Origin of the sequence: Aeromonas sp. QDB23, assembly GCF_027707745.1 — a bacterium.
GTDB classification, from domain to species: Bacteria; Pseudomonadota; Gammaproteobacteria; order Enterobacterales; family Aeromonadaceae; genus Aeromonas; species Aeromonas allosaccharophila.
Genome location: NZ_JAPCJA010000014.1, coordinates 1 through 25,410, shown reverse-complemented (window position 1 = coordinate 25,410; position 25,410 = coordinate 1). Strand labels below are relative to the sequence as shown.

The 25,410-nt window shown below is 57.6% G+C and carries 24 protein-coding genes and 2 tRNA genes; 15 read left to right on the top strand and 11 right to left on the bottom strand.

Going from position 1 to position 25,410, the window contains the following annotated elements; genetic code table 11:
• Nucleotides 1-6 precede the first annotated feature (6 nt).
• From PG888_RS08490 to PG888_RS08480, 3 genes are all read left to right on the top strand, one after another.
• Nucleotides 7-666 carry a hypothetical protein gene (locus PG888_RS08490; RefSeq protein WP_270693245.1) on the top strand — a complete coding sequence of 220 codons (660 nt, stop codon included), beginning with the start codon at nt 7-9 and terminating at the stop codon, nt 664-666.
• A gap of 153 nt (nt 667-819) precedes the next feature.
• Entirely contained in the window at nt 820-1,719 is a 900-nt protein-coding gene (locus PG888_RS08485) for a chemotaxis protein (RefSeq protein WP_042658491.1), read from the top strand.
• Nucleotides 1,720-1,785: 66 nt separating this feature from the next.
• Nucleotides 1,786-2,790, top strand: coding sequence for a hydrolase (locus tag PG888_RS08480; protein ID WP_270693244.1), 1,005 nt, complete (start codon nt 1,786-1,788; stop codon nt 2,788-2,790).
• Here PG888_RS08480 and PG888_RS08475 read toward each other — a convergent pair.
• Nucleotides 2,726-3,901 carry a sensor domain-containing diguanylate cyclase gene (locus tag PG888_RS08475; RefSeq protein ID WP_270693243.1) on the bottom strand — a complete coding sequence of 392 codons (1,176 nt, stop codon included), beginning with the start codon at nt 3,899-3,901 and terminating at the stop codon, nt 2,726-2,728. The two genes, PG888_RS08480 and PG888_RS08475, sit on opposite strands and share 65 nt — an antisense overlap.
• A gap of 89 nt (nt 3,902-3,990) precedes the next feature.
• Between PG888_RS08475 and PG888_RS08470 the strand changes: the two genes are divergently transcribed.
• From PG888_RS08470 to PG888_RS08460, 3 genes are read left to right on the top strand one after another with little or no spacing between them, the layout of a single operon-like run.
• Nucleotides 3,991-4,215: a YheU family protein gene (locus tag PG888_RS08470; RefSeq protein ID WP_058052994.1), complete on the top strand. Its 225-nt coding sequence runs from the start codon at nt 3,991-3,993 to the stop codon at nt 4,213-4,215.
• A gap of 52 nt (nt 4,216-4,267) precedes the next feature.
• Entirely contained in the window at nt 4,268-5,137 is an 870-nt protein-coding gene (locus PG888_RS08465; RefSeq protein WP_042658487.1) for a phosphoribulokinase, read from the top strand.
• Nucleotides 5,138-5,153: 16 nt separating this feature from the next.
• Nucleotides 5,154-5,687, top strand: a complete 534-nt coding sequence (locus PG888_RS08460; protein WP_042060890.1) for a DUF4136 domain-containing protein — start codon at nt 5,154-5,156, stop codon at nt 5,685-5,687.
• A 143-nt stretch (nt 5,688-5,830) separates the two neighbouring features.
• Here PG888_RS08460 and PG888_RS08455 read toward each other — a convergent pair whose 3' ends face one another.
• Together PG888_RS08455 and PG888_RS08450 are read right to left on the bottom strand one after the other, a co-directional pair.
• A complete protein-coding gene (locus PG888_RS08455) occupies nt 5,831-6,127 on the bottom strand; it encodes an MliC family protein (protein WP_042060888.1) in 297 nt (98 codons plus the stop codon).
• Between the two features lie 97 nt (nt 6,128-6,224).
• On the bottom strand, nt 6,225-6,629 hold the full coding sequence (locus PG888_RS08450) for an OsmC family protein (RefSeq protein ID WP_058053021.1): 405 nt from the start codon (nt 6,627-6,629) through the stop codon (nt 6,225-6,227).
• 329 nt (nt 6,630-6,958) lie between these two features.
• Here PG888_RS08450 and crp point away from each other — a divergent pair, with 329 nt between their 5' ends.
• From crp to PG888_RS08430, 4 genes are all read left to right on the top strand, one after another.
• On the top strand, nt 6,959-7,597 hold the full coding sequence (gene crp, locus PG888_RS08445; protein WP_033135974.1) for a cAMP-activated global transcriptional regulator CRP: 639 nt from the start codon (nt 6,959-6,961) through the stop codon (nt 7,595-7,597).
• Between the two features lie 124 nt (nt 7,598-7,721).
• A complete protein-coding gene (locus PG888_RS08440; RefSeq protein ID WP_270693242.1) occupies nt 7,722-8,522 on the top strand; it encodes a putative RNA methyltransferase in 801 nt (266 codons plus the stop codon).
• A gap of 263 nt (nt 8,523-8,785) precedes the next feature.
• On the top strand, nt 8,786-9,868 hold the full coding sequence (locus PG888_RS08435; protein WP_213392993.1) for a porin: 1,083 nt from the start codon (nt 8,786-8,788) through the stop codon (nt 9,866-9,868).
• Nucleotides 9,869-10,042: 174 nt separating this feature from the next.
• The gene (locus tag PG888_RS08430; RefSeq protein WP_201947583.1) at nt 10,043-10,678 is read left to right on the top strand and encodes a murein L,D-transpeptidase catalytic domain family protein; all 636 of its coding nucleotides are present in this window, start codon (nt 10,043-10,045) and stop codon (nt 10,676-10,678) included.
• Nucleotides 10,679-10,755: 77 nt separating this feature from the next.
• Here the strand turns inward: PG888_RS08430 and PG888_RS08425 are convergent, their stop codons facing one another.
• On the bottom strand, nt 10,756-11,187 hold the full coding sequence (locus PG888_RS08425) for a universal stress protein (protein WP_042060878.1): 432 nt from the start codon (nt 11,185-11,187) through the stop codon (nt 10,756-10,758).
• A gap of 190 nt (nt 11,188-11,377) precedes the next feature.
• Between PG888_RS08425 and PG888_RS08420 the strand changes: the two genes are divergently transcribed.
• Nucleotides 11,378-12,130, top strand: coding sequence for a substrate-binding periplasmic protein (locus PG888_RS08420; protein WP_270693241.1), 753 nt, complete (start codon nt 11,378-11,380; stop codon nt 12,128-12,130).
• Nucleotides 12,131-12,144: 14 nt separating this feature from the next.
• On the opposite strand, the gene PG888_RS08415 is transcribed toward PG888_RS08420, so the two are convergent.
• The gene (locus tag PG888_RS08415; RefSeq protein ID WP_270693277.1) at nt 12,145-12,597 is read right to left on the bottom strand and encodes an RNA methyltransferase; all 453 of its coding nucleotides are present in this window, start codon (nt 12,595-12,597) and stop codon (nt 12,145-12,147) included.
• Nucleotides 12,598-12,800: 203 nt separating this feature from the next.
• Between PG888_RS08415 and PG888_RS08410 the strand changes: the two genes are divergently transcribed.
• Entirely contained in the window at nt 12,801-13,892 is a 1,092-nt protein-coding gene (locus PG888_RS08410) for a PfkB family carbohydrate kinase (RefSeq protein WP_201992008.1), read from the top strand.
• Nucleotides 13,886-14,794 carry a pseudouridine-5'-phosphate glycosidase gene (locus PG888_RS08405; RefSeq protein WP_270693240.1) on the top strand — a complete coding sequence of 303 codons (909 nt, stop codon included), beginning with the start codon at nt 13,886-13,888 and terminating at the stop codon, nt 14,792-14,794. The genes PG888_RS08410 and PG888_RS08405 overlap by 7 nt, the downstream gene beginning before the upstream one ends.
• Before the next feature lie 105 nt (nt 14,795-14,899).
• Here the strand turns inward: PG888_RS08405 and PG888_RS08400 are convergent, their stop codons facing one another.
• From PG888_RS08400 to PG888_RS08385, 4 genes are all read right to left on the bottom strand, one after another.
• Nucleotides 14,900-15,625 (bottom strand): carbonic anhydrase, encoded by a 726-nt coding sequence (locus PG888_RS08400; RefSeq protein WP_270693239.1) that lies wholly within the window; start codon nt 15,623-15,625, stop codon nt 14,900-14,902.
• Between the two features lie 349 nt (nt 15,626-15,974).
• Nucleotides 15,975-17,249, bottom strand: a complete 1,275-nt coding sequence (locus PG888_RS08395) for an alpha/beta fold hydrolase (RefSeq protein ID WP_270693238.1) — start codon at nt 17,247-17,249, stop codon at nt 15,975-15,977.
• A 426-nt stretch (nt 17,250-17,675) separates the two neighbouring features.
• Nucleotides 17,676-17,751 (bottom strand) — tRNA-Asn (locus PG888_RS08390).
• A gap of 4 nt (nt 17,752-17,755) precedes the next feature.
• A tRNA-Phe gene (locus tag PG888_RS08385) sits at nt 17,756-17,831 on the bottom strand.
• Between the two features lie 265 nt (nt 17,832-18,096).
• Between PG888_RS08385 and rraB the strand changes: the two genes are divergently transcribed.
• On the top strand, nt 18,097-18,432 hold the full coding sequence (gene rraB, locus PG888_RS08380) for a ribonuclease E inhibitor RraB (RefSeq protein ID WP_033136151.1): 336 nt from the start codon (nt 18,097-18,099) through the stop codon (nt 18,430-18,432).
• 63 nt (nt 18,433-18,495) lie between these two features.
• Here the strand turns inward: rraB and PG888_RS08375 are convergent, their stop codons facing one another.
• Nucleotides 18,496-20,451, bottom strand: a complete 1,956-nt coding sequence (locus tag PG888_RS08375) for a sensor domain-containing protein (RefSeq protein ID WP_270693276.1) — start codon at nt 20,449-20,451, stop codon at nt 18,496-18,498.
• 185 nt (nt 20,452-20,636) lie between these two features.
• On the opposite strand from PG888_RS08375, the gene PG888_RS08370 reads away from it, so the two are divergent.
• Nucleotides 20,637-21,131 carry a hypothetical protein gene (locus PG888_RS08370; RefSeq protein ID WP_042060865.1) on the top strand — a complete coding sequence of 165 codons (495 nt, stop codon included), beginning with the start codon at nt 20,637-20,639 and terminating at the stop codon, nt 21,129-21,131.
• A gap of 70 nt (nt 21,132-21,201) precedes the next feature.
• Here PG888_RS08370 and PG888_RS08365 read toward each other — a convergent pair whose 3' ends face one another.
• Nucleotides 21,202-25,395 carry an immunoglobulin-like domain-containing protein gene (locus tag PG888_RS08365; RefSeq protein WP_270693237.1) on the bottom strand — a complete coding sequence of 1,398 codons (4,194 nt, stop codon included), beginning with the start codon at nt 25,393-25,395 and terminating at the stop codon, nt 21,202-21,204.
• Nucleotides 25,396-25,410: the final 15 nt, after the last annotated feature.

The following is a 25,410-nucleotide window of genomic DNA, read 5'->3' as shown; positions in this document are numbered from 1 at the left end:
TTTTACATGCATCACGCCATCGAGTATCACCATTTTTCCTGCCAGGGCCTGCACGCCGGCAACCGCAAACGGACCCCGGTCGGGCAGCTGTTGCGGATCACCCGGGGCGCCGCGCTGCTGAGACTGGGCCAGCATGAGCTGTTATTGCCTGCAGGCAGCAGCTTCTGGCTCTGCGCCGATGCCCTCGCAGCCTTCAGCCCCCTCAGCGGTTGCGATTACGATCAGCTGAATGTCTCCCTGCGCCTTGATCAGCCGCAGCAGGCCGGCTGGCTACAGGCCACGCCCCTGCTCAATGCCCTGCTCGATTCGCAGGCCCGGTGGCAGCGACCACAGGAGTGGCAAGGGGCCTATGGTCAGCGACTGCAGGTGATCCTGGATGAGTTGCAACAGTGCGCCATCAGCCAGCAGGGATACCATGATCTGCAAACTCGCTGGCAAGCCCTGGCCAGTGGCCAGCCAGAGTCTCTGCAACTATGGGCACAACAGGCCGACGCGCCTGTAGAAGGCCTTGCTCTGCAACAGCAGTGGCAACTGCTGCAGGCGCTCAGATTGCTGAAGGGCGGCAGCAAACCAGCCCAGGTGGCCAGCAAGCTGGGCTATGCCAATGAGGCCGCGTTGCAAGCTGCCTGTCAGCAGTGGGGCGTTAGCGGGGATGAAGGCCAGTAGCCGATTGTCAGCGTGATAACGCCAAGAAAGTCGGTGAAACGAGTCCAGTTTTTTGCCAGATGGTCGCTAACAAGGGAGGGCCATTCCCCCCGTAATCCTTTATGCTAGAGGCCTGAAGTGACTGCCAACGTTTCGACCAACAGGACATCTGCCATGACGAGCAAAGCCAATCAATCCCAGGGCATGTTGCTGTTTCACCTTTCAGCCAAACAATCCTTTGCCATCGGCACCCTCAAGGTAAAGGAGATAGTGCCCTACACCCAGCTGACGGCAATGCCCCACTCGCATCCGACCGTGCTGGGGGCCGCCAATATGCGTGGCTCCACCATTCCGGTGATCGACATGGCGATGGCGGTGGGTTATCGCCCGATCAGCAAGGAGGAGATGCCCCACTGCTTCATCATCATCACCGACTGCCGCCGCACCTTGGTGGGCTTTCTGGTGCGGGGCATCGACAAGATCACCGAGTGCAACTGGCGCGATATCGAGTCACCGCCCGCCGCCCTCGGCCAGAATGTGTTCGTCACCGGAGTGACCCGGGTCAATGACCAGTTGATCCAGTTGCTGGATGTGGAGCTGATCCTCTCCCGGGTCTATCCGGACGACCCGAGCCACCTCTATCCGGTACTGACCGATGTCCAGCGTGAACGGATCAAGCCGATGCGGATCCTGCTGGTCGATGACTCCTCGGTCGCCCGCCGTCAGCTGATGGCGGCGCTGGACTACATCAATATCCCCTATGAAGTCCGCTCCAACGGCAAGGATGCATTGACCCTGATGCAGGAGCGGGCGAGCCAGAAGACCCCTATCGACATTCTGGTGAGCGATATCGAGATGCCGGGGCTCGATGGCTACGAGCTGGCCTTCGAGGTGCAGAGCGACAGCAAGCTGGCGGGGGCCTATATCATCCTGCACACCTCGCTCTCCAGCGAGATCAGCGTGGAGCGGGCCCATCAGGTGGGTGCCCACGAGGCGCTGACCAAGTTCGAGGCCAACGAGCTGATCCAGGCCATGCTGCGCGGTGCCGAGCATCACGATCATTTGCAACAATAAGCCAATGACTGGCGGGAGGTGCACACCTCCCGCCCTCCTTATCTTCGACCCAGACTGACTGACCCCATGCTGACCGAAAGCCACTTCCACGCCCCCTGGTGGGCTCGCAATCCTCATCTGCAGACCATATTGCCCAAATGGCTGCGCCGCACCCCTGCCCGCTTTGTGGCGGAGCGGTTTGAACTGCAGGATGGGGACTTTGTCGACCTCGCCTGGAGCGGGGAAGTGAGCCTTGACGAGCGGCCACTGATAGTGGTGTTTCACGGGCTGGAGGGGAGCATTCACTCCCACTATGCCAAGGGATTGTTCGCCCATCTACAACGAGCGGGCCGGGAGGCGGTGCTGATGCACTTTCGCGGTTGCAGCGGCGAGCCCAATCGCCATCTGCAGGCCTATCACTCCGGCGCCATCGGTGATGCGCAGGAGGTGATTGCCGAGCTGAGCCAGCGCTTCCCGGGCAAGCCACTGATCGCCATCGGCTTTTCGCTCGGCGGCAATATGCTGGTCAATCTGCTGGCCCGCGCCTGTCCTGCGGCACTGAAAGCTGCGGTGGTGGTCTCTGCTCCGCTGCAACTGGCGAGCTGCGCCGAGCGGGTCAATCAGGGTTTTTCGAAGGTCTATCAGAACTATCTGCTGCGCACCATGCGCCGCAACCTGCTCAGCAAGATCAGCCACCAGCAGCAAGCGAGTGAACGCTGGCAACCCAGACAAGTGGAGCAGATTGCCACCCTGCGTGATTTTGACGAGCAGGTCACCGCGCCCTTGCACGGCTTTCACAGCGCCAGCCACTACTACCAGAGCTGCTCCGGTCTGCCGCTGCTGCGCCAGATCCCGATCCCGACCCTGGTCATTCACGCCGCAGACGATCCCTTTATGTCACACGCCGTCATTCCCCGGCCGGAGCAGCTCTCGCCCACGGTGCGCTATGAGCTGAGCCAGCGCGGCGGCCATGTCGGCTTTTTGCACGGCACGCCCTGGCGGCCAAGGTTCTGGCTGGACGAGCGGATCAGTCGCTGGCTGGATGAGTGTCTGCAGGGGCAATACGGTAGCAGTTGCGCCCCTCGGCCTTAGCCCGATAGAGCGCCTCATCGGCACGGGCGATGACCCGGTCGAGAGATTCACCGCTTTTCCACAAGGCGATCCCCTGACTCACGGTGACATGGGCAGCCACGCTGGACTCGGCGTGGGGCAACGCCTGACGCGCCAATGCCGCCGCCACACGCTGGGCCACCGTCTCGGCGATGGCCAGCGTGGCCTTGGGCAATAACAGCACAAACTCCTCACCGCCGTAACGGGCTACCAGATCCCCCTGATTACGCACCACCTCACGCAAGCATCCGGCAACGCTCACCAGCACCTCGTCGCCCCGTTGATGGCCATAGCAATCGTTCAGCTTCTTGAAAAAATCCACATCGAGCAGGATCACCGCGAAGGAGTGATCCTGCAGCATCGCCTGTTTGATCGCCAGCTCCCCCACCTGATTGAAGTAGCGGCGATTGGCCAACCCGGTCAGCGGATCCTGCTTGGCCTGACCATCCAGCCGGCATGCCAGCGCCAGATTTTCGTACTCTCTGGCCACCGCCAGCACAAACCACCCATAGAGCATGCGCCGCCCCGTCTCCAGCAACAGCGCCAAGCCGATCACCAGCAATAAATGCATGAGCATAAAGGGGACCTCTACCGTCAGAGGGGCACTCAGCAGATAGAGCCAGGGGGGCGCCATAAAGCAGTAACAGAGGCTCTTTTCGCAATAGAGGGCGATCAGGGAGGTCATCAGCAGCAGGCTGAGGGACATGAAGGCGAGACTGAATCCGCCCTTCATCTCGGTGACGGCGGTGGCATAACCCACCAGTGCCCAACAGGAGCCCCAAAACAGCGCATAGCCCTGCAGTGCGCGCAACCACTCTCGACCAGGCTGGTACAGTAACCACCAGCGCAACAGCGGGTAGAAAATATTGCCAGCCATCATGGCCCACAGTTGCCACTCGTAACGCCAGGGTAACCGGTTATCCATGATCAGTTCGGCATGCTGGTAAACGTAAAAACGGACCAGCAGCAGCAGGCAGCCAAGCAGATTGGCCACCCAGAACCAGCGGATCCCCTGACTCAATGCCTGCCGGCGAATGCTCCAGAGATGGTCGTCAAAATCGGCAGCGTGCGGACGAGAACCGACAGAAAACATCTCAGGCCGTCCCCGGAATCATACAAATACCTTGCGCTTGATGGTCACAGATAGACAATAGCGACATTGCAGCTAAGACAACTTCAATCATGATCATTCCCTGGCAAGAACTGGACGGCGACACCCTGACCAACCTGATCGAACACTTTGTGTTACAGGAAGGAACCGAGTACGGGGAGCAGGATGTGCCGCTCGGCGTCAAAGTAGACGCAGTGAAAACACAATTACAGCAAGGCAAGGCAGTCATCGTCTATAGCGAGCTGCACGAATCGGTGAATATCGTCATGAAAGATCGCTTCGTCGAACCGTCTTGACCAAACCGAAATTCTGACCTTATAACGGAACTCCCAAGGAAGAGAGAATCCCATGTCGGCCAAGCACCCCATTATTGCCGTTACCGGTTCGTCCGGTGCCGGCACCTCCACCTCGACCAACGCCTTTCGCTCCATGTTCCATCAACTGGGATATACCGCGGCGGTGGTGGAAGGCGACAGTTTTCACCGCTACACCCGACCGGAAATGGATGTAGCGATCCGCAAGGCGCGCGAACAGGGGCGCCACATCAGCTATTTTGGCCCGGAGGCCAATGACTTCGGCCTGCTGGAGAGCTTTTTCCAGGGCTATGGCCAGGATGGCAATGGCCAGTATCGCCGCTACCTGCACAGCTTTGACGAGGCGGTGCCCTTCAACCAGATGCCCGGCACCTTCACCCCCTGGCAGCATCTGCCCAGCAATACCGATCTGCTGTTTTATGAAGGGCTGCACGGCGGTGTGGTCACCGAGGATCACAATGTGGCGCGTCACGTGGATTTTCTGATAGGCGTAGTGCCCATCGTCAACCTGGAGTGGATCCAGAAGCTGATCCGCGATACCTCGGAGCGAGGGCATTCACGCGAAGCGGTGACCGACTCCATCGTTCGCTCCATGGATGACTACATCAACTTCATCACCCCGCAGTTCTCGCGCACCCATATCAACTTCCAGCGGGTGCCGACGGTGGATACCTCCAACCCTTTCAGTGCCAAGGTGATCCCGAGTCTGGACGAGAGTATGCTGGTGATCCGGTTTCGCGGTATCAAGCAGGTGGACTTCCCCTACCTGCTGTCGATGATCGATGGCTCATTCATGTCGCGGATGAACACCATAGTAGTGCCGGGCGGCAAGATGGGTTTTGCGATGGAGCTGATCCTGCGCCCGCTCATCCAGCAGTTGCTCGAAACCGGCAAAATAACCTGATTCAAAGGAGTTCACGATGCGGCTTGCTTATCTCTCTGTGGCTCTGCTCGCCCTGCTGGGCGGTTGCAGCAGCGGGCCGGCGGCCCCCACGCTGGAGTCCGGCACCATGCTGGTACGCCCGCTTGGCACTTGGACCTATGGCGCGACCCCGCGCTACGCCCTGGCCGAGCAGTATCAATTCGCCGGTGAGCTGGCTGAAGGGTGGCTGGAGCCGATGCAGCAGGCGGTGAGCCGGGAGCTCAATGGCAAGGGGTGGCAAAGCGCACCGCTCGACGAGGCGGATCTGTGGGTCGCCATCGGCGTCGCAGGCGGCAAGGATATCAGCGACGGCGAGATTTTCGCGCGCCTCGGCATGACGCCGGGGGTCTATGCCTCGGCCAACGAGCGCAAAGGTTCGCTGGCCATCGTACTGCTCGATCGCAAAACCCAGAAAGCGGTCTGGAGCAGCATCATCCAGCTGACCAGCGATGTGAGCATTGCCGACAGCCAGCGCCAGGCGCTCAGCCAACAGCTCGCGGCCGAACTGCTTCATAGCGTCCCGACCAACTAACGCTTGTTTAGCGATAATGGATAGATAGAAAAACGGCTTACCTCCCGGCAAGCCGTTTTTTTGTGATCTCAACCTCTTGACCCAAGCTGGCGCTGGCCAGATTGGGGGGACACAGCCGCACACCTTCAGACCTGTGCAGCCACTTATTTGAGGGTGCAGGTCAGCAGGGTAACCCCTTTCTGGGTGAGCAGTCCTTGCTTGTCCTGATTCCAGAAGGTGGTCACACCGTCTGAATATTTGGCACCGGACTCAGCCTCGACGCGGCCCAGCTTGTGGTAAACCCCGGCATAGGGGAACTGCACCATGTCAGCCTGGGCATCATAGGTGATGGCCAGCATCTCTTCGCCACACTGGTACTGGCTGTATTGATACTGGGTGGGCTGTGGACTGCTGCAAGCAGCCAGACCCAGCAGGGGAAGCAGAGCGATCAATTTTTTCATTGCACTTTCCTTATGTGGTGGCCTTATGTAATGACCTTGTGCCGTGACCTGAGGTGATGGCCTTATGGCAGGGATTCAACGAAACAATCGTCAGTTATCAAGCTTCAACAATTTGATAACTATGGGTAATTTGTACCGCTTTTTCCAACATCAGGGAAACAGAACAATATTTTTCCATCGACAGATCCACCGCTCTGGCTACCTGCTTCTCTGCCAATCCCTTGCCTGTCACCACGAAGTGCAGATTAATCTTCTCGAAGACCCGCGGCACGCTATCGACCCGCTCGCCACTGACATCGACATGACATGCAGTCACCGACTGGCGCGCTTTCTCGAGGATAGAGACCACATCGATAGAGCTGCAGCCGCCGACTGCCAGCAGGATCATCTCCATCGGGCTGGCGCCCTCACCGGGGTTGGCGCCATCCAGAATCACCTTGTGACCGGATTCACTCTCACCCACAAACTTCATTCCTTCCACCCAGCTGACCCTGGCTTTCATCTCACGCGTCCTCAGTTGTTGTCGCCATAGTATGATCTGCCTAGCATACCCCAGCCATCGGACTAGCGGCATATCTCGATGCGCAGACCCGGCGGGGAGGCGACTGTCGGGATGGAAATAGATCAAAATCAACATCTCCGAGCGCTATCTTCCCTAGAATGGCCGCAGCGGCGCAGCAGGCATTACTCAAAGGGCTCTTTCAAAAGCCCGCAAAGCCTTGTCAGCACAGGCAAAGGCTCTTATCCTACTGCGACCAATACAAGGAATGGCAAGATTGGCAACTTGCCCGGACGCACAAGTCCATAAAAAGACACTACAGAGGAATTCTCATGGTCATTGGCAAACCGCAAAGCGATCCCACCCTGGAATGGTTCTTGTCGCACTGCCACATTCATAAGTATCCCGCCAAGAGCACCCTGATCCATGCGGGTGAAAAAGCGGAGACCCTCTACTACATCGTCAAGGGCACGGTGGCCGTCTTGATCAAGGACGATGAGGGCAAAGAGATGATCCTCTCCTATCTCAACCAGGGCGACTTCCTGGGCGAGATGGGAATGTTCGAAGAGAACGAGAATCCCGAGCGCTCCGCCTGGGTTCGCGCCAAAGGATCCTGCGAGGTCGCAGAGATCTCCTACAAGAAGTTCCGCCAGCTGATCCAGGTCAACCCGGACATTCTGCTGCGCCTCTCTGGCCAGATGGCCAAGCGCCTGCAGCACACCAGCCAGAAAGTGGGTAACCTCGCCTTCCTGGATGTGACCGGCCGGATCGCCCAGACCCTGCTCAACCTGGCCAAACAGCCGGATGCCATGACCCACCCGGATGGCATGCAGATCAAGATCACCCGCCAGGAGATCGGCCAGATCGTCGGCTGCTCCCGTGAAACCGTGGGCCGCATCCTCAAGATGCTGGAAGAGCAGGAGCTCATCTCTGCTCACGGCAAGACCATTGTGGTATTTGGCACTCGCTGATGACCCGTCCACGGGCCTGACAGAGGCCTTGGGATAAAAAAGGCTGCTACGGCAGCCTTTTTTGATCCTCTCCCCTATAATCCCGAACGCCCTTCCTGTTTCGGCGTTCGCCAAGAGAGTTTCTATGCACCTTCAATGTCCCCGTTGCCGCAGTCCGCTCCACCTCCATGAGGCATCTCAGGGCCGCTATTGCGACAACAAGCATCACTTCGATCCGGCACCGGAAGGTTATCTGGATCTCATCCCCGGCAAGAAGAATCCCAAAGACAGCGACAGCCGCGCCCTGATGCGCGCCAAGCACCACTTTCTGGAAGCTGGCCACCAACTACCGCTGGTCGAGGCCATGGCCGCCCTGCTCTCTCCGCTTGCCCCGCAAGAGCTGATCCATCTCGGGTGCGGTGAAGGCTACTACTGCCGTGCGCTGGCGGAGCGTCTGCCCGGCTGGCAGTTTGCTGGTGTTGATATCGCCAAGAACACCATCTTTGCCGCCAAAAAAGCGCAACCGGACGGCCAGTTTGTCATTGCCGATCCCGCCCGTGCGCCGCTGCAGCAGGGCTCGGCTCAGGTGCTGCTGGTCAACGATCTCAAGGTAAGAAGCGAATTGCTGGCGGAGTGGCTGGCCCCCGGTGGCTATCTGCTCTATCTGCAGCCGGGCCCCCGCCATCAGTGGCAACTGCGGGTCAGCCTCAACCCGGTGAGTATGGAACACCCCCTCAGCTGGCCGACCCTCGGTGGCCTCAATCAGGTGGCTCAACAACGCTGTCAGTTCAGCCTCAGCATGGATCACGCCATGCGCAGCTTTATTCTGGAGACCAGCCGCCTCGGCTGGCGCGCCACCGGTGAGCAGCGTCACGCTTTTGCTCAACAGGGCCCGGATGAGCTGGAACAGGATCTGCTGCTGACCCTGTGGCAAAAACCGCTCTGATAGTGTTCAAAACGGCAGTGTTTTATACAAACACTGCCTTTTTTCTGTCTTCAGTTAAAAACTAATCACTTGATTCTGAACAATAAAAGTACCAATCACCCGCCCGCCCCCAATAATGACAATACAGTCATCAACAAGTAACCCGCCGCTGATTCAGCTCCAGTCAAGGTTAACCGCTCTACCTTGTCCCCATCGGTTCAATCCCGATCAAACTAACAAAGACCGGAACAGGTCCAAGTGTTTACATCAGAGGAATAAAGCATATGAAGAAGTCTGCACTGACTATTGCCATCTCCAGCCTGCTGCTGGCGAGCGGCGCTCATGCCGCTACCGTTTACAACCAGAACGATACCAAGCTGGATATCGGTGGCCGTGCTCAGGGTATGTACTACGGCACTGATGACAACGGTTCCGAAGGTGACCAGAGCTACTTCCGTGTAAACATGCGCGGCGAGACCAAGATTGCTCCCGAGATGAAGGCATTCGGTTTTGCCGAGTACAACCTGCCGACCTCCGGTTCTGACAACGACGAACTGCGTTACGCTTACGCAGGCATCAAGCACGACCGTTTCGGCGCATTCAGCTACGGTCGTCAGGATGGTCTGTTCCGCATCGTGAACGACTACACCGACGTACTGCCCGAGTGGGGCGGTGACGGCCTGGGCAAAGGCACCGAAGTATTCGGTACCGGCCGTACCAACGGTCTGGCCCAGTACCTGTACACCTACAACGGTCTGACCCTGGGTGCCCAGTTCACCGGCAACAACGATCCGCAGAATGCTGATCGCTCCAACTTCACCACCAATGGCACCACTTGGAACAAGAAAGGTTCCAAAGAAGGTTTTGCTGTAGCTGCTTCCTATGACTTCGATATGGGTCTGGGTCTGTCTGCTGCCTACAACCAAGCTGGCAAGACCGACGAGCAAGCCAAATTCTCCGCCTTCGGTGGCGACCAGGATGCCAAGCTGATGGGCTTCGGCGCCAAATATGCAACTGGCGACCTCTATCTGGCTGCAACCTACTCCCACGGTGAGAACCACCTGTTCGTGAACAACGGCTACGCCGAGAAGCACGACGGTTACGAAGCCGTAGCCCAGTACACCATCGGCAAGTTCAAGCCTTCTCTGGCTTACCTGCGCACTGATGTAAAAGACACTGCTCACGGTATCGATGATACCTACACCGAGTACGTATCTATCGGTGCCTGGTACAACTTCACCGAGAACTTCAACGCCTATGTTGATTACAAGCTGAACCTGCTGGACTCCGTAAATGGCAAGTCCACCAACTCTCTGGGCCAGAACACCGACGACGTAGTCGCTGTTGCCCTGCAGTACAACTTCTAAGGATTTAGAAGTCAGTTATACCCTGTGATACCAATGTCTACTGTTTGAATTACTTCCGGCCGCTCTGCGGCCGGTTTTTTTATTGCGCCTTTTCAGCGCCTTGCATATAACTATCGAGCGGATTGAGGGCGATATCAGCTCTGTTGCAGGGAATGCCAAAGGAGATATACAAGGATGGGACAAGCAGACCGGAACACAGGCTGGCAACGCGGGTGGCTGCTGTTGCCACTGCTATTGATATCGCTCATCTGGAGCAGCACGGCAGATGCCAGCTGGGATCAGAGCCTCTATCGTCAACTGGGTCTGGCAGGCAAGCTGGACAAACAGACCTTTCGCCAAGCACTCAACAGTTATCAAACCGTGCGCCACAAGCGCAAAGCCATTCTCACCATCATCGATTACAGCAAGCCCTCTACCCAGCGCAGACTGTTTGTCATCGACATGAAACGCCACAAGCTGCTCTATCACACCTGGGTCAGCCATGGCCGCAACTCGGGTGAGCTGGCCGCAGAACGCTTTTCCAACCAGCTCAACTCCCGGCAAAGCTCCCTCGGTGTCTATCGCACCGCGGAAACCTATCTGGGCAAGCATGGCTACTCCCTGCGGCTGGACGGGCTCAGCCCCGGCAAGAACAGCAATGCTCGCAAACGCGCCATTGTGGTGCATGGCGCCACCTATGCCAGCCCGACCCATCTGCGCAAATATGACAAGCTGGGCCGCAGCTGGGGTTGCCCGGCCCTGCCCAAGGAGCAGGCCCGGGCCATCATAGATACCATCAAGGGGGGCAGCGTCATCTACGCCCACGGCTAGCGGGCACGGCAGCAGAAAACGCAAGGCCAGCAATCGCTGGCCTTGTTTGTTACGCTTTTCACGCTAAACGGGGCGCGTTATTGGCGCACCACCAGTACCGGGCAGGGGGCATGACGCACCACGGATTCAGCGACACTGCCTACCAGCAGATGGCTGATGCCGGAGCGGCCGTGACTGCCCATCACGATTAGCTCCACCTCATCATCCTTGGCTTGAATCACGATCTCGTCAGCAGCGCGGCCAAAGCGAATATCAAAGGTGGCAGGGATCGGCAGCGTCGCCACCAGCTCTTTGAGCTGGGCTTTGGCCTGACGCTCCATCTCGTGGGTGATCTCGACTGCCGTCATATGCAGGATTTTGTAGCTGTCAAAACCGTGCAGTTGATCGACCACGTGGATCAGCTTGAGCTGGGCCTGATGGCTCTGCGCCATGAATACGGCATAGTCGAGTACCGCACGGGACATTTGGGAAAAATCGACCGGACAGAGCAGCGTTTTGATCGATGGCATAATGCAGTCTCCTCTCCTGATTGGGGCACTATTGAATCTTTTCATGATCATAACAACCCGACCGAAAATAACCCTCGACCCTGTCGCAAAATGGAGATGCGAGAATTTTTCTACGTCCTGTCACGATCAATGCCATGGTATAAAGTAGGGTATCCGCTTTCCCTTTGCCCCAACGAGACCTGCGCTGACCATGTTACGCATCTGTCTGTTACTCTGTTGTTTGTGCACGGTGGTTAATTGCCGGGCAGATTCTATTGAGGTTTATTGCGATGACTGGCCAGGCTTTTGCCAACAAGATGGCAAAGGCATTTATCTCGATCTGGTTCGCGCCATCTACCAACCCCACGGTTATCAGGTAACCCCCCATATCGTGCCCTATAAACGTGCTCTCGCTGTGATTGCCAAAAAAGGAGGCGATATGGCGATGGGGGTATACCGCGATGAAGTCACCGGTGTCCGACAACCGCGCTATCCCGCATCAGCGGATGACCTGACCGTGTTCATGCTCAAAAAATGGCAGCCCAAGTGGCAGGGAGAAAAAAGCCTGCAGGGACAATCTGTGGTATGGCGACGGGGCTGGGCATTCGACAAATACATTGCAGTCACCATGCAGTGGCATGAAATCGATAGCGATGAGATGGCTCTGCAACTGCTCGGCAAAGAGCGCTATCGCTATTACCTGACTGCCGGCGTGCTCTATGCGAATGAGGACATTCCCCCCAACCTGCATCGCGCCTTCCTGCGCTGGATCCCGACCTACCCCATCTTTGCCGACACCCCCCAGGGCAACCGGATGATGGATCTCTGGGATAAGGGGATGGTTGAGTTGATCCGCAGCGGAAATCTGGCTGACATCTACAAGCACTATCAGCTCTATGACTACTACCAAGGGTTTATCAGGGAACTGGAACAGAAAGCCGCCGCCAGCCCGACACCTGAATGATAGCCCTGAGCTAATTACGCCCCCCTCATCCTCTTCGACAAGCGATCATAGAGGATCACATTGACCGAAGCGGCCAGATTCATGCAGCCCTGAGTCGGCACATAGACCACATCTTTCACCGCCCCGTAGAGCGCGGGATCGAGCGTGCCATCCTCCGGCCCGAAGATATAAAAGGCGCGCTCAGGGTGGACATAGTCGGGGAGTGGCGTGGCGCCGTCGATCAGATCGACCACTACGGGCACGCATCCCTGCGGGATAAACGCCATCAGGTCATCCACCCCGAGCAGCGGGATCTTCTCCACCATCTGCTTGGTATCGGTGGCAAAGCGGCGCGCCAGCTCGAAGCGGTTGCCGGTGTAGTAGACCTCGTCCACCCCGTAGCAGCCCGCTGCCCGCATCACGGAGCCGACATTTTCCGGGGATTTGGGATTGACCAGCCCCACACAGCAGAATGCACTCTTTTTCATCATCTCTCCTCCTCTTGCGGCGGCCATTATAAGCCGCGGCGGGGTCACCGACCCGTTAAAAGTACCTCGCCAGGCTCAACGACTCGTCACCCCATCACGGATGTCGATTTTTTGTGCGCCACCCGACAGATTTTGTACAAACCGATAGCAAGCAAACGTTTATCGGAAATAATAGACAAACGTTTGTAAGTGGATGTTTGTCTATGACTGAGCGTGAACAAGAGATCCTCGCCCTGCTGCGTCAGGATCCCATGATTGCCCAGCAGGAGCTGGCCGATCGCCTTGGCATCAGCCGCTCCGCGCTGGCCAGCCACATCTCCAGCCTGATCCGGCAGGGGTATGTGCAAGGCAGAGGTTATGTACTGCGTGAGGGCCCCTACGTGGTAGTGATCGGCGGTGCCAATATGGATATTTGCGGCACCAGCCACGACAACCTGCTGCTCGGCGACTCCAACCCGGGCAAGGTGCGCACCTCGGCGGGCGGTGTCGGCCGCAATATCGCCGAGAATCTGGCGCGGCTCGGCAGCGATACCCGGCTGCTGACCGCGGTCGGCAACGACCAGTATGGCCACCATCTATTGGAGGTGAGCCAGCGGGCCGGTGTCGATGTGCGCCAGACCCTGGTGCTCGATGGCCACGCGACCTCCTGCTATCTCAGCCTGCATGATGGCAGCGGCGAAATGAGCTGCGCCATCAACGACATGGCCATCATCGAGCAGCTCACCCCAGCCCGCCTGACCCCGCTCGGCGGCTTTCTCGGCGGTGCCAGACTCTGGGTACTCGACACCAATCTGGCCATCCACACCCTCGACTGGCTGTTCGAGCGACAGGGGGATCACGCCATCTTTGTCGATACCGTCTCGGTAGCCAAGGTGGAGAAGATCCGCCCCTGGCTCGGCAAGATACACACCCTCAAACCCAATCGCAGCGAAGCAGAGCAGCTGTGCGGCATGACCATCGCCGGGCCCGAAACCTGGCCCATGGTAGCCGCCTGGTTCCACCGTGCCGGGGTCAAGCGCCTGTTCCTCAGTCTGGGTGAACAGGGGATCTTCTACAGCGATGGCGAGCAGCAAGGCCACCTGCCGGTGCTGGGCAGTCCGGTGCTCAATGTGACCGGCGGCGGGGATGCCTTTATGGCCGGCCTCGCCCACGCCTGGCTGCAACAGCTCGACATTGCCCAGACCACCCGCTTTGCCCTGGGCTGCGCCGCCCTCACCGTCAATTGTTCCGATACCGTTTTTTCCGGTCTCAGCAAGACCGCCGTTGACCGCATACTGGAGGAGTACTCATGCTGAACGCTTACCTCGATATCCAACCGGAAGTTGCTGCCGCGCTGGCCGCTAGCAAACCGATCGTCGCCCTCGAATCCACCATCATCTCCCATGGCATGCCCTATCCGCAGAACGTGGAGACGGCCCGTCAGGTGGAGCAGGTAGTGCGCGATAACGGCGCCATTCCTGCCACCATCGCCATCCTCGACGGCCGCCTCAAGGTGGGTCTCGATGCGGGTGCGCTGGAAGCGCTGGGCCAGGCTGGTCACGACGTAACCAAGTGCAGCCGCCGCGACATTCCGTTCGTACTGGCGCGCAAGGGGATGGGTGCCACCACGGTCGCCTCCACCATGATCATCGCCGCGATGGCGGGGATCCGGGTCTTTGCCACTGGTGGTATTGGCGGGGTACATCGCGGTGCGCAGGAGACCTTCGATATCTCCGCCGATCTGCAGGAGTTGGCCCAGACGCCGGTGGCCGTAGTCTGCGCCGGCGCCAAGTCGATCCTCGATATCGGCCTGACGCTGGAGTATCTGGAGACCCAGGGCGTGCCGGTGATCGGCTATCAAACGGGCGAGCTGCCGGCCTTCTATACCCGCGAGAGCGGCTTCAAGGTCGATTACCGGCTCGATACCCCGGCCGCCATCGCCGAGGCGCTGCGCCTAAAGTGGGAGCTGGGACTAGCGGGCGGCGCCGTGGTCGCCAACCCCATCCCGACCGCACACGCCATGCCTAAAGCCGATATCGACGCAGCCATCGCCCAAGCGCTGCGTGAAGCCGATGAGCAGGGGATCAAGGGCAAGGCGTCTACCCCCTTCCTACTGGCCCGCGTCTGCGAGCTGACCGGCGGCAACTCGCTCGCCGCCAATATCCAGCTGGTGCTGAACAACGCGGCGCTCGGCGCCCGGATCGCCGCCAGCCTGTGATCGCACGCCGATACCTCGCCATGTAAAAGAGGGCCTCGCGGCCCTCTTTTGGTTTCTGCTATCTGCAACGCTTGGTTATTGCAGCCCTTATTATTGCAGCCCTTGTTATTGCAGTACCACGCGCCCATTGAGGGGCTGCACCGGCCGGTTGTTGGGGTGGTGCATCACCGCCTTGAACGCGTCGATCTGGGCCTGACTGACCTCGACCGGCTGCTTCATCACCAGCCAGCGCACCCCTTCCGAGCAGGGCGGCGTGGTGAGAGAGCCGCTGAAACGGTAGTAGTCACGGCTCTCGGGCAGCAGTTGCTCCGCAGCGAGCGGCGCCTTGAGGGACTGGATCTCGCCCACCTTGGCAGGTAATGCGCTCCAGGCTGCCGCCAGTGCCGGATTGGCCTTGCCAGCCTCGAACATCACCGCCACCACGGCGATCTCGCCCTTGTCACTGACGTGCACCAGATGCCCTTCCAGCGGATAGGATTTGCCCTCGATGAGGTTTTCACTCGGGGCGTGGAAGTGAAACTGCTTGAGTTCAAACGTGGTGTCATCGAGTTGCAAGGTGCTGCCCGGGGCATAACCGACCTGCACGGTGTGGCCGTTGTTGACCACGGTGTTGCCACCCGCCTGATAGTGGAGCGCCAATGGGGCCAGCTTGGCCTCAACCAACCCGTTCAGATCGACCGGCGACTGATTGCTGCCCGCACACTGACCAAACTCCGGGGTCAGCTTGGCCCAGTGAGCAGGCCCCGCCTCGCCGCTATATTCCCAATGGGGGGTCGCAGCAAACACGGCAGGGCACAGCAGCAGGGAGCAGGCCAACAGAGACTTTCTCATCATACATCCTTATCTTGATTGAAAAGCACGACCATCCCCTCCCCGCGATCACGGTACATGCAGGGATGGCATATCTGATATGCGGGATACAGAGCATCAGAGCGACTTTCTAATGGTAACGAGCACGGGCTGGTCAATCGGTTTGACCACCACTCAATACAGAGTCGTTTGGCAAGTATATGGTGAGGGATCGGCAGAGACTGTGGAAGGGGGTGAATTAATCAGCCTGTCAGCCACTCATCGTCAGGCTGACGCGGGCCAAGGTGCTGGGTGTCACGCTTTCATAACAACCATCCATAACAACCATCGCGGGAGTCCAAGCTCCCGCGCTGGTTGCCGGTAACGGCAATTAACGGTCGCGATTCAACGCGATCAGGCGATCAAGAATCGCTTCACCATCGGCACGCAAACCGTTGTGCTCATATTCATTGGTGATCCAGGCGCGACTGCAGCCAAGGCCACGCAGGGTTTCGCGGCTGTAGTCAAACTCCACATACATATCCTCGGCATAGACGGCGCAGGCTACCGGCACCTGGTTGCGGGCCAGCTGGGCCGGATCATAGAGCGCCCCCCAGTCTGCCTTGTTGGCCAGCAGGTGGGCCGCCTCTTTCAGGGGCAGCAACTCGCGGAACTGCTCGAACATCCAGGGGTAAACCATCTCGCCGGTGAAGGCGAAATCCTTGCCGAGCGCCCAGTTCACTGCAGGGAACTCCCCTCTGACCCGATCCGCCGCCCAGCGAGTCGCCTCCCCTTCGGCGTAGATAGCCTCGTGCAGGATGGCGAACAGCGGGTTGGTATTGAAGGGCTGCATGCTCTGCACCTGATAGAGAAAGGCCGGGCTCAGCTTGTCGCCGATAAAAGCCTCTTCCAGCAGGTAATAGAGCTCGTCGAAGGCGCCCGTGGCGCCGAGATCCAGTCCTTGCTGCTGGAACTGCTCCACCGTCAGGCGCTGGCCGTTGGGCAGCCGCACATCGTGCTGGTGCAGATGGTTGGCCAGCCGGTTGGCAATCCCCTGAGCGTGGGGGAAGCGGACGAAGAAGGCGCGGTTCTTGTCCGCCACCCGCTGATAGGTGGCGCGATAGACCTCTTCGGCACTGCGGCCAATCGGTGCTATGCCGCCAGTGATATAGACCTCCCGCAGGCTATCGGGAAAAAGCGAGAGATAGGTCAGACAACAAAAGCCGCCAAAACTTTGCCCCAGCAGGCTCCAGCGATGCTTGGGGCTCAGCTCCTGCCGGATGAACTCGGCATCTTGTACTATGCTGTCGGCGCGAAAATGGCTGAGATACTCCGCCTGCTCGGCCGGCGTCATGCTGGTCAGACTATGCCCGTGGATGGGGCTCGACATCCCGGTGCCACGCTGATCCAGCAGCAGCACTCTGAACTCCTGCAACGCCCGCTTGAGCCAACCACTGTTGGCCGTCGGGCGCGGCGCCGCGAATCCAGGCCCCCCTTGCAGAAACAGCAGCCAGGGCAGCTTCTCATCGAGTTTGTCTTTACGGCAGAGGGTACGGGCAAACAGGGTAATGCTGTCGCCATCCGGCTCATTATGATCGAGGGGAACGGTAAAAAAGTGCGGCTCGCAATGAATGCCGTCCAGTACATAGCTCAAGGGGCTGTTCATCTGGGATCTCTCCGTCAGGATGGGAACATCATTGACCCCATCATAGCCCCGCCCTGCCTTGGGGTCACTCCGGTTTTCCAAAATGTTAACAATGGCTTAAAGGTCGAAACATCACCAAATAACGCACGGTTCAACAGCGCTGAATTAATTGTTTTACGGGGGAGATTGACGCCATGACGCCATTCAACAAAGATGGCTCGCCTGCACAGGCGTGCAGCCATTCAGGCCGACAAAATGGATAAGGGAACGTGATGAAACCGAAGTGGATCAGGGCCAGAAAAAGAGATAAGAAGCCATGCCCTGGCAGCATGCTGCAGACCGGAATGCTGCTGTTCAGCGCCACCTGTGGCGCAACGCTCTTTTTGGCAGCATGCAACAGCAACTAGAAATGAAAAAGCCCGCTCGATTGAGCGGGCTTTTCGAATTTGGCTCCTCCTACTGGACTTGAACCAGTGACATACGGATTAACAGTCCGCCGTTCTACCGACTGAACTAAGGAGGAATTATGGTGCCCAGAGACGGAATCGAACCGCCGACACGGGGATTTTCAATCCCCTGCTCTACCGACTGAGCTATCTGGGCAACGGCGCGCATTAAACCCTTTCCAGCGCAGAGTGTCAACCATGATGGCACGATAAAAAGCGCGTTCGCTCAACAACTGAACGCAGCGACCATTTATTCGCCGTTCCGGTCCCGTTTCCCGCACCTGCTGACTACCGCACACCCTACAGGCAGCGCCAATATCATGGAAATTCGAGACTCTGTGGGTCCGCCGCATTGAGCCAAATCCACTCTGCGAGTATGCTTTGCCGCAATGATACCGCCTGGAGGCAACATGAGTCTGAATATGCAAGAGTGGCGTGATGAGACCACCGAGATCGTCAACGAACTGCTGGCCGATGGCAGCAATCCCGATGTGGATTACGACATCGAGCACCACTTCGCCTGCCAGGATTTCGACCGTCTGGAAAAAGCAGCGGTTGACCTGTTCAAGGCCGGTTTTGAAGTGACCGATGCCGAAGAGATGGAGCTGGATGACGGCGCCACCATCTTCTGCTTCGATGCCACCATCGAGTGCAAGCTGAATGTCGAAGCGATCGTCGCCGATATCGCCAAGATGCTACCCATCCTGGAAAAATACGGGGTGGATTACGATGGCTGGGGCACCTACTTCCAGGATTGATCCTGCCTCCATCGTAAAACAGCAAGGCCACCTTTCGGTGGCCTTGCTGTTTCTGACGATATCTCACGCCAGATAGCTGGCAGCGAACTCCGCTGGCGGCAGGGGGCGACTGAACAGATAGCCCTGGAGCCGATCACACCCCGCCTCGGTCAGCCACAACTGCTGCTCGGGCGTTTCCACCCCTTCGGCGGTGATCCGGATCCCGAGCTCATGGCCCAACCCGATGACCGAACGCACGATGGCGGTGGTTGCGGTATTGCTGGCGAGCCCCTGGGTGAAGCTGCGATCCAGCTTGAGAGTCGCGACCTGCAAACGCGGCAGATAGGCCAGCGAGCAGTAACCGGTACCGAAGTCATCGATGGCCAGCTGAAAACCGGCGGCGATCAGGTTGTCGAGGTTGGTCTCAATCTCGTCGGCATTCTCCATCAGCACCCCTTCGGTGATCTCCAGCTCCAGCTGACTGGCTTTGAGACCATGGCGAGCGATGCAGGCAGAGACCCGCTCACAGAGCGCCGGATCACGGAACTGCAGCGGCGAGAGGTTGATCGAGAGCACCATATCCGGCTGCGCGGTTTGCCACTGCGCCAGCTGGGCACATCCCTGCTCCAGCATCAGCTGGCCAAGCTGACCGATGATCCCCATCTCTTCCGCCAACGGAATGAACTCGTCGGGGGAGATCATCCCCAGCTCGGGATGGGGCCAGCGACAGAGCAGCTCAGCACCGTGCAGGCGGTGAGTCCGAGTACAGATAATGGGCTGATAGACGGCAATCAACTGGGCGGACTTGATGGCGAGCGGCAACTGGGCGGCGATCAGCTGACGCCGCTTGAGCCGGGCATGCAACTCGGGATCAAACAGGGTGCAATACTGCTGCTGCCGTTTGCCCTGCGCCAGCGCAGCCTCGGCATGACTGAGCAACCGCTCGGCATCGCTTGCCCGCCCCTGGGCCAGCCCCAGAAACACCGGGATCTGGATGCGGTGATCTTCCACCTGATAGTGTTCCATCAACTGCTGCTGCAGATGCTGGCTCCATCCCTGCAGCGGCTCGTTGAAGTCGGGCAACAACAGGCTGAAGTCATCGGCCGCGACCCGACAGAGCAGGGAACGCGGCGGCACCAGTTGCTGCAACCGCTTTGCCACCTGGCTCAGCAGGCGGTCGGCAATCCGGATCCCGAAGCGATCGTTGATTTCGCGAAAATGGTGCAGATCGACCAGCACCAGCGTGGCGCTGCGGCCCCCCAGATGACGGCTGGTCTGCAAGAAACGGGAAAGTTTGAGCAGCCCGGTCAGACTGTCGTAATGCTGCTCCTGCTGCAACTGCGCCTGAGTGGTGCGCAGACCGGTGATGTCGCGCCCCAGCGTTAGGATCCCGAGGGAGTGGCCGTCACCATCGGGCACATCGACCCGGGTGATCTCCATGTGCCGCCCCTGCCCACTGGCATCCAGCAGACAACACTCGCCGTGCCCCATCCCCTGTGGCGCCGCCAACCGGAACGGCAGCTGCTGGCCCAGCACCTCCTCCGACTCCTGACCGATAAAGTCGAGGAATGCCTGATTGCACTCCAGCAATACGCCGTTGTGATCATCGAAACGGATCAGGTCAGGAATGGCATCGAGCAAGAAACGCTGCAGTAACTGCTGCTTTTTGACGGTCTGTTCCAGGCTCTTGCGCTGGGCAATCTCGTTGACCACTCCGAACACCGCACACGCTTCACCTTGCGCCGTGTAAAGCGGGATCTTGTGCACCTCCATCCAGCAGGTATCACCACCTCGGTTGCAATGCAGTTGCTGATGAAGCAACGGCACACCTCCTGCCAGCAGCTGATCATCCTCACCGCGAAAGACATCGCCCCAGGGCATTTGCGCATCACTCTTACCCACCACCTCGGCAGGCGAGCCCAGATGGGCCTCGTTGGCAAACTCGCGATTGACGAACAGATAGCGCCCATGCTTATCCCGACAGAAGATACTCATTGGCAATTGGTCGATGATCTGCTGCAGCAGATCCGGGGTGAGCATGTTGGTCACAGGGGCGCTTATGGAGGAATTTCGAGCAAATCTATGATAGCAAACCCATTTTGTAAAGCACCCCGATATTCCCCCCATTACACCCGATTCAGGATGCTTGCTGACAGAGGTTGTCGCTCCGGCGATAATAGGCGCCGGTTGGCCAATGGCCTGGTGATATGGACGAGAGAGACAAGATGAAAAAGATAATGGGGAGCGCATTGGCGCTGCTGCTGGTTGGTTGTGCGGGTGACAATAACGGTGGTGAGGAGTATCGCTACAACCCGCCGATTGCCAAGGCAACCAACAACACTCAGGAGATGGCGATCCCGGTGGATCTGGTGTGGGCTCGCGCCGAGAAGTGGTTCACCGATCACGGTCTCACCATCGAAAACAGCCAGCGTGGTTCCGGCTTGATGACCGCCAACGTCAACCAGTCAGCCGACGGGCTGGAGTGGCTGGACTGCGGCACCATGGGTTCCAAAGTTGCACTGGGCAACCCGAACCTGCAGATCAACCTGATCATCACCCAGAGCGGCAACAGCAGCGTGGCGACCGTCAACGTCAAGGGCAACACCGAGCTGTTCTTCGTTGAATCCTCGGGCGAGCGCGTACCGGCCCCCTCCATCAAGCCGGTCTGCGTCTCCCGCGGCTCCCTGGAGCAGAGCCTGTTCGCCACCCTCGGCAACTGATTTCGTTTCCCTGCAAAGATAAAAAAAGCGGCAGATTGCTCTGCCGCTTTTTTATTGCCCCGAAGAGGGCTTACTTGTCGATGTCGAGCAAGTGGTTTTGCAACATATAGTTGATGACCTGCTGGGATGTTGATTCCGGAGAACCAAAAACATGATTGCTAATATCTCCGGTTATGGACTCGAAGGTACTGTCAAGCAAGACAATCTCTTGTCTCACGTTGCGGCCATCAGCAGTCTTCACCTGCAAATGAACGTCACCCTCCTTCTCAAATACTGAAAGCAAAGTAGCCAAGTCGGACTCATTGTTGTTACCACTGTGATCCAACAGATCGGATAAGTCCAACTTGTCTGAACGTGCAATATCCACATCCTTGAACAAATTATCCATATTACTGCTCCACTGCCAGCCATCACCATGCTTGACCTGGAAGTCAGTGATGTAATCAACTGGATGGGTTGGAAGCATATTTGAATTGTCTGAACCCTGAACTAATGCATCATCACCCTGCTGCCAGAGGAAGGTATCAGCCCCCTCATCACCGCGCAGGTAGTCACTCCCGGCCCCACCCACGATCACATCATCACCAGTGCCACCACGGATGAAGTCTTGGTCCTTTCCACCATCCAGATGGTCGTTACCTGATCCCCCAAAGAGCAAGTCCACCCCATCCTCGCCAAACAGGAAATCATTGCCCTGAGCGCCTTGCGCTACATCCCCCCAAGCCACAGAGGCTTTGGCAGAGTTCAGGTCACCATCCTCACGGGCAACACCAGCGGCAGGCTGCTGGGTAATGTTGGCAACATCAGCTGTGACAAAATTAATTGCGCTGTTGATATCGACAAGATTGCTGCCGCTATCTCCCAGATACACCACATCATTGCCACGCCCACCTTCGACATGATCATTACCACCATAGGTATACACGGTATCGGCACTATCTTTTTTGATGACTACACCGGCAGTACCATCCTGATAAGTACCAGGTTGAGAGTAGTGGATGCCATTTATTTCGAGGGCCGTATGGGCAGCTACGGAAGGCCTATCGCTACTCAAATATACCGAGTCATTCAACTCGCCCATCTTGATCGTATTCCCCTCCGGCAATACCTCAACCGGCAAGATAACCTCGCTAACGGCACGATCCAGAACAGTACCGCTAGATGTCACCTCCGTCGCCGTTGCCTTGACAACAAGGTTGTAATGACCAGGATCATTCACTTTCAGTTGCAGGGTGGACAGACTCCAGCCTGTCACATCCACCTTGCGGGAGTCACCCACGATCACACTGTGGTTGGCCGCATCTTTGAGCACAGCCCCCACCGGCAATTCGTCGATCTCGACAGACAAGCGTTCAGAATCATCTCTATCTACCAACTCTGCCTCGATCTTGCCCAGCTTGATGAAGCTGTCTTCATACCCCTTGTTATCGACTGCCTGGAACTTGACATTGTCGAGAACAGCCCCGTAAGAGTCCCCACCACCTGAGGCATCCAAGGACTCAAATACCAGTCGGTATGTGCCGGTCTCCGGCACATTCAACGAAACAGGCACCCCCTTCAACCAACCGACAGACTGAGGTTCAAATTTATACAAATCGATGCGAGAATCGGGCATTGGACGACCATTAGCATCAAGCTGCACCAAAAACACCTTCAAACCACAGCTGGAAATGTCAATATACTGTGGTGTCGTGCGAGCACTGATATCGAAGTTCAGCTGATAGAAGCGACCTGACTCACACTGAATGTCAGTGTAGAGCTGACTCACATTCCTACTACTTTCGATTTCCATCACCTGGTTCGTGGTACTGGCTGCCAAATTGCCCAAATAGACAGATTCTTTGCCCACCTCAATCAGTCCACTGCCATTGGCTTTCCATTGACCAATAGCACCGGCACCATTAATAGAGTTGGGGTTAATGTTATCTTTCCATGTGTCATTACCAAGCTGCACAGTCTCAAAATCCATGGCAGCCAGGGAACTAAATGTCCCAACCTTCAGCGTCGGGGCATCCGCTTGCGGCATCAGATCCACTACAACGCGCTTGTCGCTGGCAATAACCTGATTTTCCTTCAGCACATCAAACTTGATACTGGTGAGATCGTGGCCTTTATTACCGACGCCTTTGTGATTCCCGTAGACATCAGCACCGGATACGTTATCTTTCGGGTCAAATTTCACCTTGCCGCTGTCGATATCCACCTTGGTAAAGGTTTCGGTCTCGTTTTTCCCCAACTCTTTGTACTGGTGGGTTTTTGCATCCCAATACTGGATTGTGCCGGTGCCATTCTGGTTACCGGAAATCCGGACGGTAGACGCGTTATCCGAGATCCCGAACGACGCCCACGTCAGGGTAACATCCAAATCCTCCACTCCCATCAGCATGGTTGGAGCTATAGTCGTTGGCACATTGCCATTCAGGGTCAGCACCGCAGGATTGGACACGTCACCATCGTTATCCTTGACGGTATAAGTAAACTCTTCTGTTACGGCACCAATAGCAGGCGTGTACTTGATCGAGTCAATGACATAACCGTTCTGGCTACCGCTATAACCCAACACCAGATACTGGAAAGGGGTACTGGTCGAGATATTGAACGATTGCAAACTTCCATTACTGGAAGACGATACCAGGGTACCGAAACCGACCAACACACCATTCGCATCATAGGCTTTCCAACTTGCGCTGCCCTGTCCGCTATTAAGCTCGTTGATACCTATCTGAGCAAAATTGGATAGCGCCTTAAGCCCAATCACCAGCGATTCACCACTACCAATATCGTTCGTACCGCCACCACTTTGGGAGACGCCAATACCGGGCTTGGCATTGTTGCCGCTGGTACGAACATCCACGAGTGCCGTGGCGCTATCGGTCAGGCCGGTCAAATTCAGTGAGGTGCCATTCAGCGGCAGCGAGTTATTCTGGAAGCCATATACAGCAAAGGCAGATTTCACCGCCGCGCCACCTTCGACCGCCTGCACATCGGTATCCAGCTTGCTGGTATAGGTGTAGCTACCATCAGCACTCACGGTCAGATCACCATATTTACCCGCCACCGTTACGCTACCTGATGCATCAAGCACCATAGCTTGACCATTCAGGCCAGTCACCGAATACACCTTGGCTGGGTTGGCACTCGAGCTATCCACTACAGTGTCGTTTGCCAGCAGACTGGCCGAACCACTAGTCTGGACATTCAGCCCCACGGCCACACTGCCGCTATCCTTGGCCGCAATCGGGTTGGTATCCAGGATATTGATGGTATACGTCACCGTCGAACCGTCGGCCTTGGTATAGGTAAACGAGTCGATGTCGGCAATCGAATCGGCATGATCCCGTACCGGCGCCTGGTAAACGTACTTGCCATCCACCAGCGAGACAGTCCCTCCCAATGTGGTAGTACCCGTAAAGGTCACCCCATCCGCCACATTCAAGAGATTCTCTGTCGTGCCCTCCACAACCGCTTGCAGCGACACCACAGAATCATTATCGACAATGGTGGTAGTGACTTTGGCGGCCGAGGTATCCAAGCCTTCGAAGACATCCTGGCCCGCCGCATTGAGTACTTTGCTCACGCTGACCGCAAAGTTTTCACTCCCTTCGATACGTACATCGTTCACGGTGGCAATCGTGAATTTGGCTGTTTTGCCATCCACACCGATCACCGCTTCTTTGGTTTCGACGATGTCATCACCGTTGGCTGTGGTATAGCTATATGACAGCAGAACCTTGTCACCCGGTTTGGCAGCATGGCTCAATGTGACGGTGTACTCAGCTGTCACACTGCCCTCAACCACCGAAGCCGGACCGGACAACAAGACGGTCGCCTTGTCACCCTCACCGTTTGGTTCGTCGGTCACCTTGGTGGTCACCGTCTCTTTGCCCAGCGTCAGCTTCTCGAAGCTGTCGTCACCGCTCACCCCGGTCAACTTGGCACTCAGGTCAGCCTGGCCTCCGGTGTAAACATCATCCCCTGCGGTCACAGTCACACTGCCGCTAGTCTGGCCCGCCGCAATGGTGATGGTCTTGCCATTGTCCAGGGTGAAGGTCAGACCGTTCTGCCCGCTCACCGACAGACCGTCCTTGCTGGTCAGGGTCACGGTGTAGGTCACCTCGCCCCCTTCTGACACGGTGGTCTTGTCCGCGGTCAGGGTGGCGATTACTTCGCTGATGGTGTCGGTGATTTGGGTCACCGCCGCGGTCTTGTCGACCACCAGGCTTTCGAAGTTGCCGCCCGTTGCCGTGGTGATACTCGCCGACACGCTGCTTGCATCCAG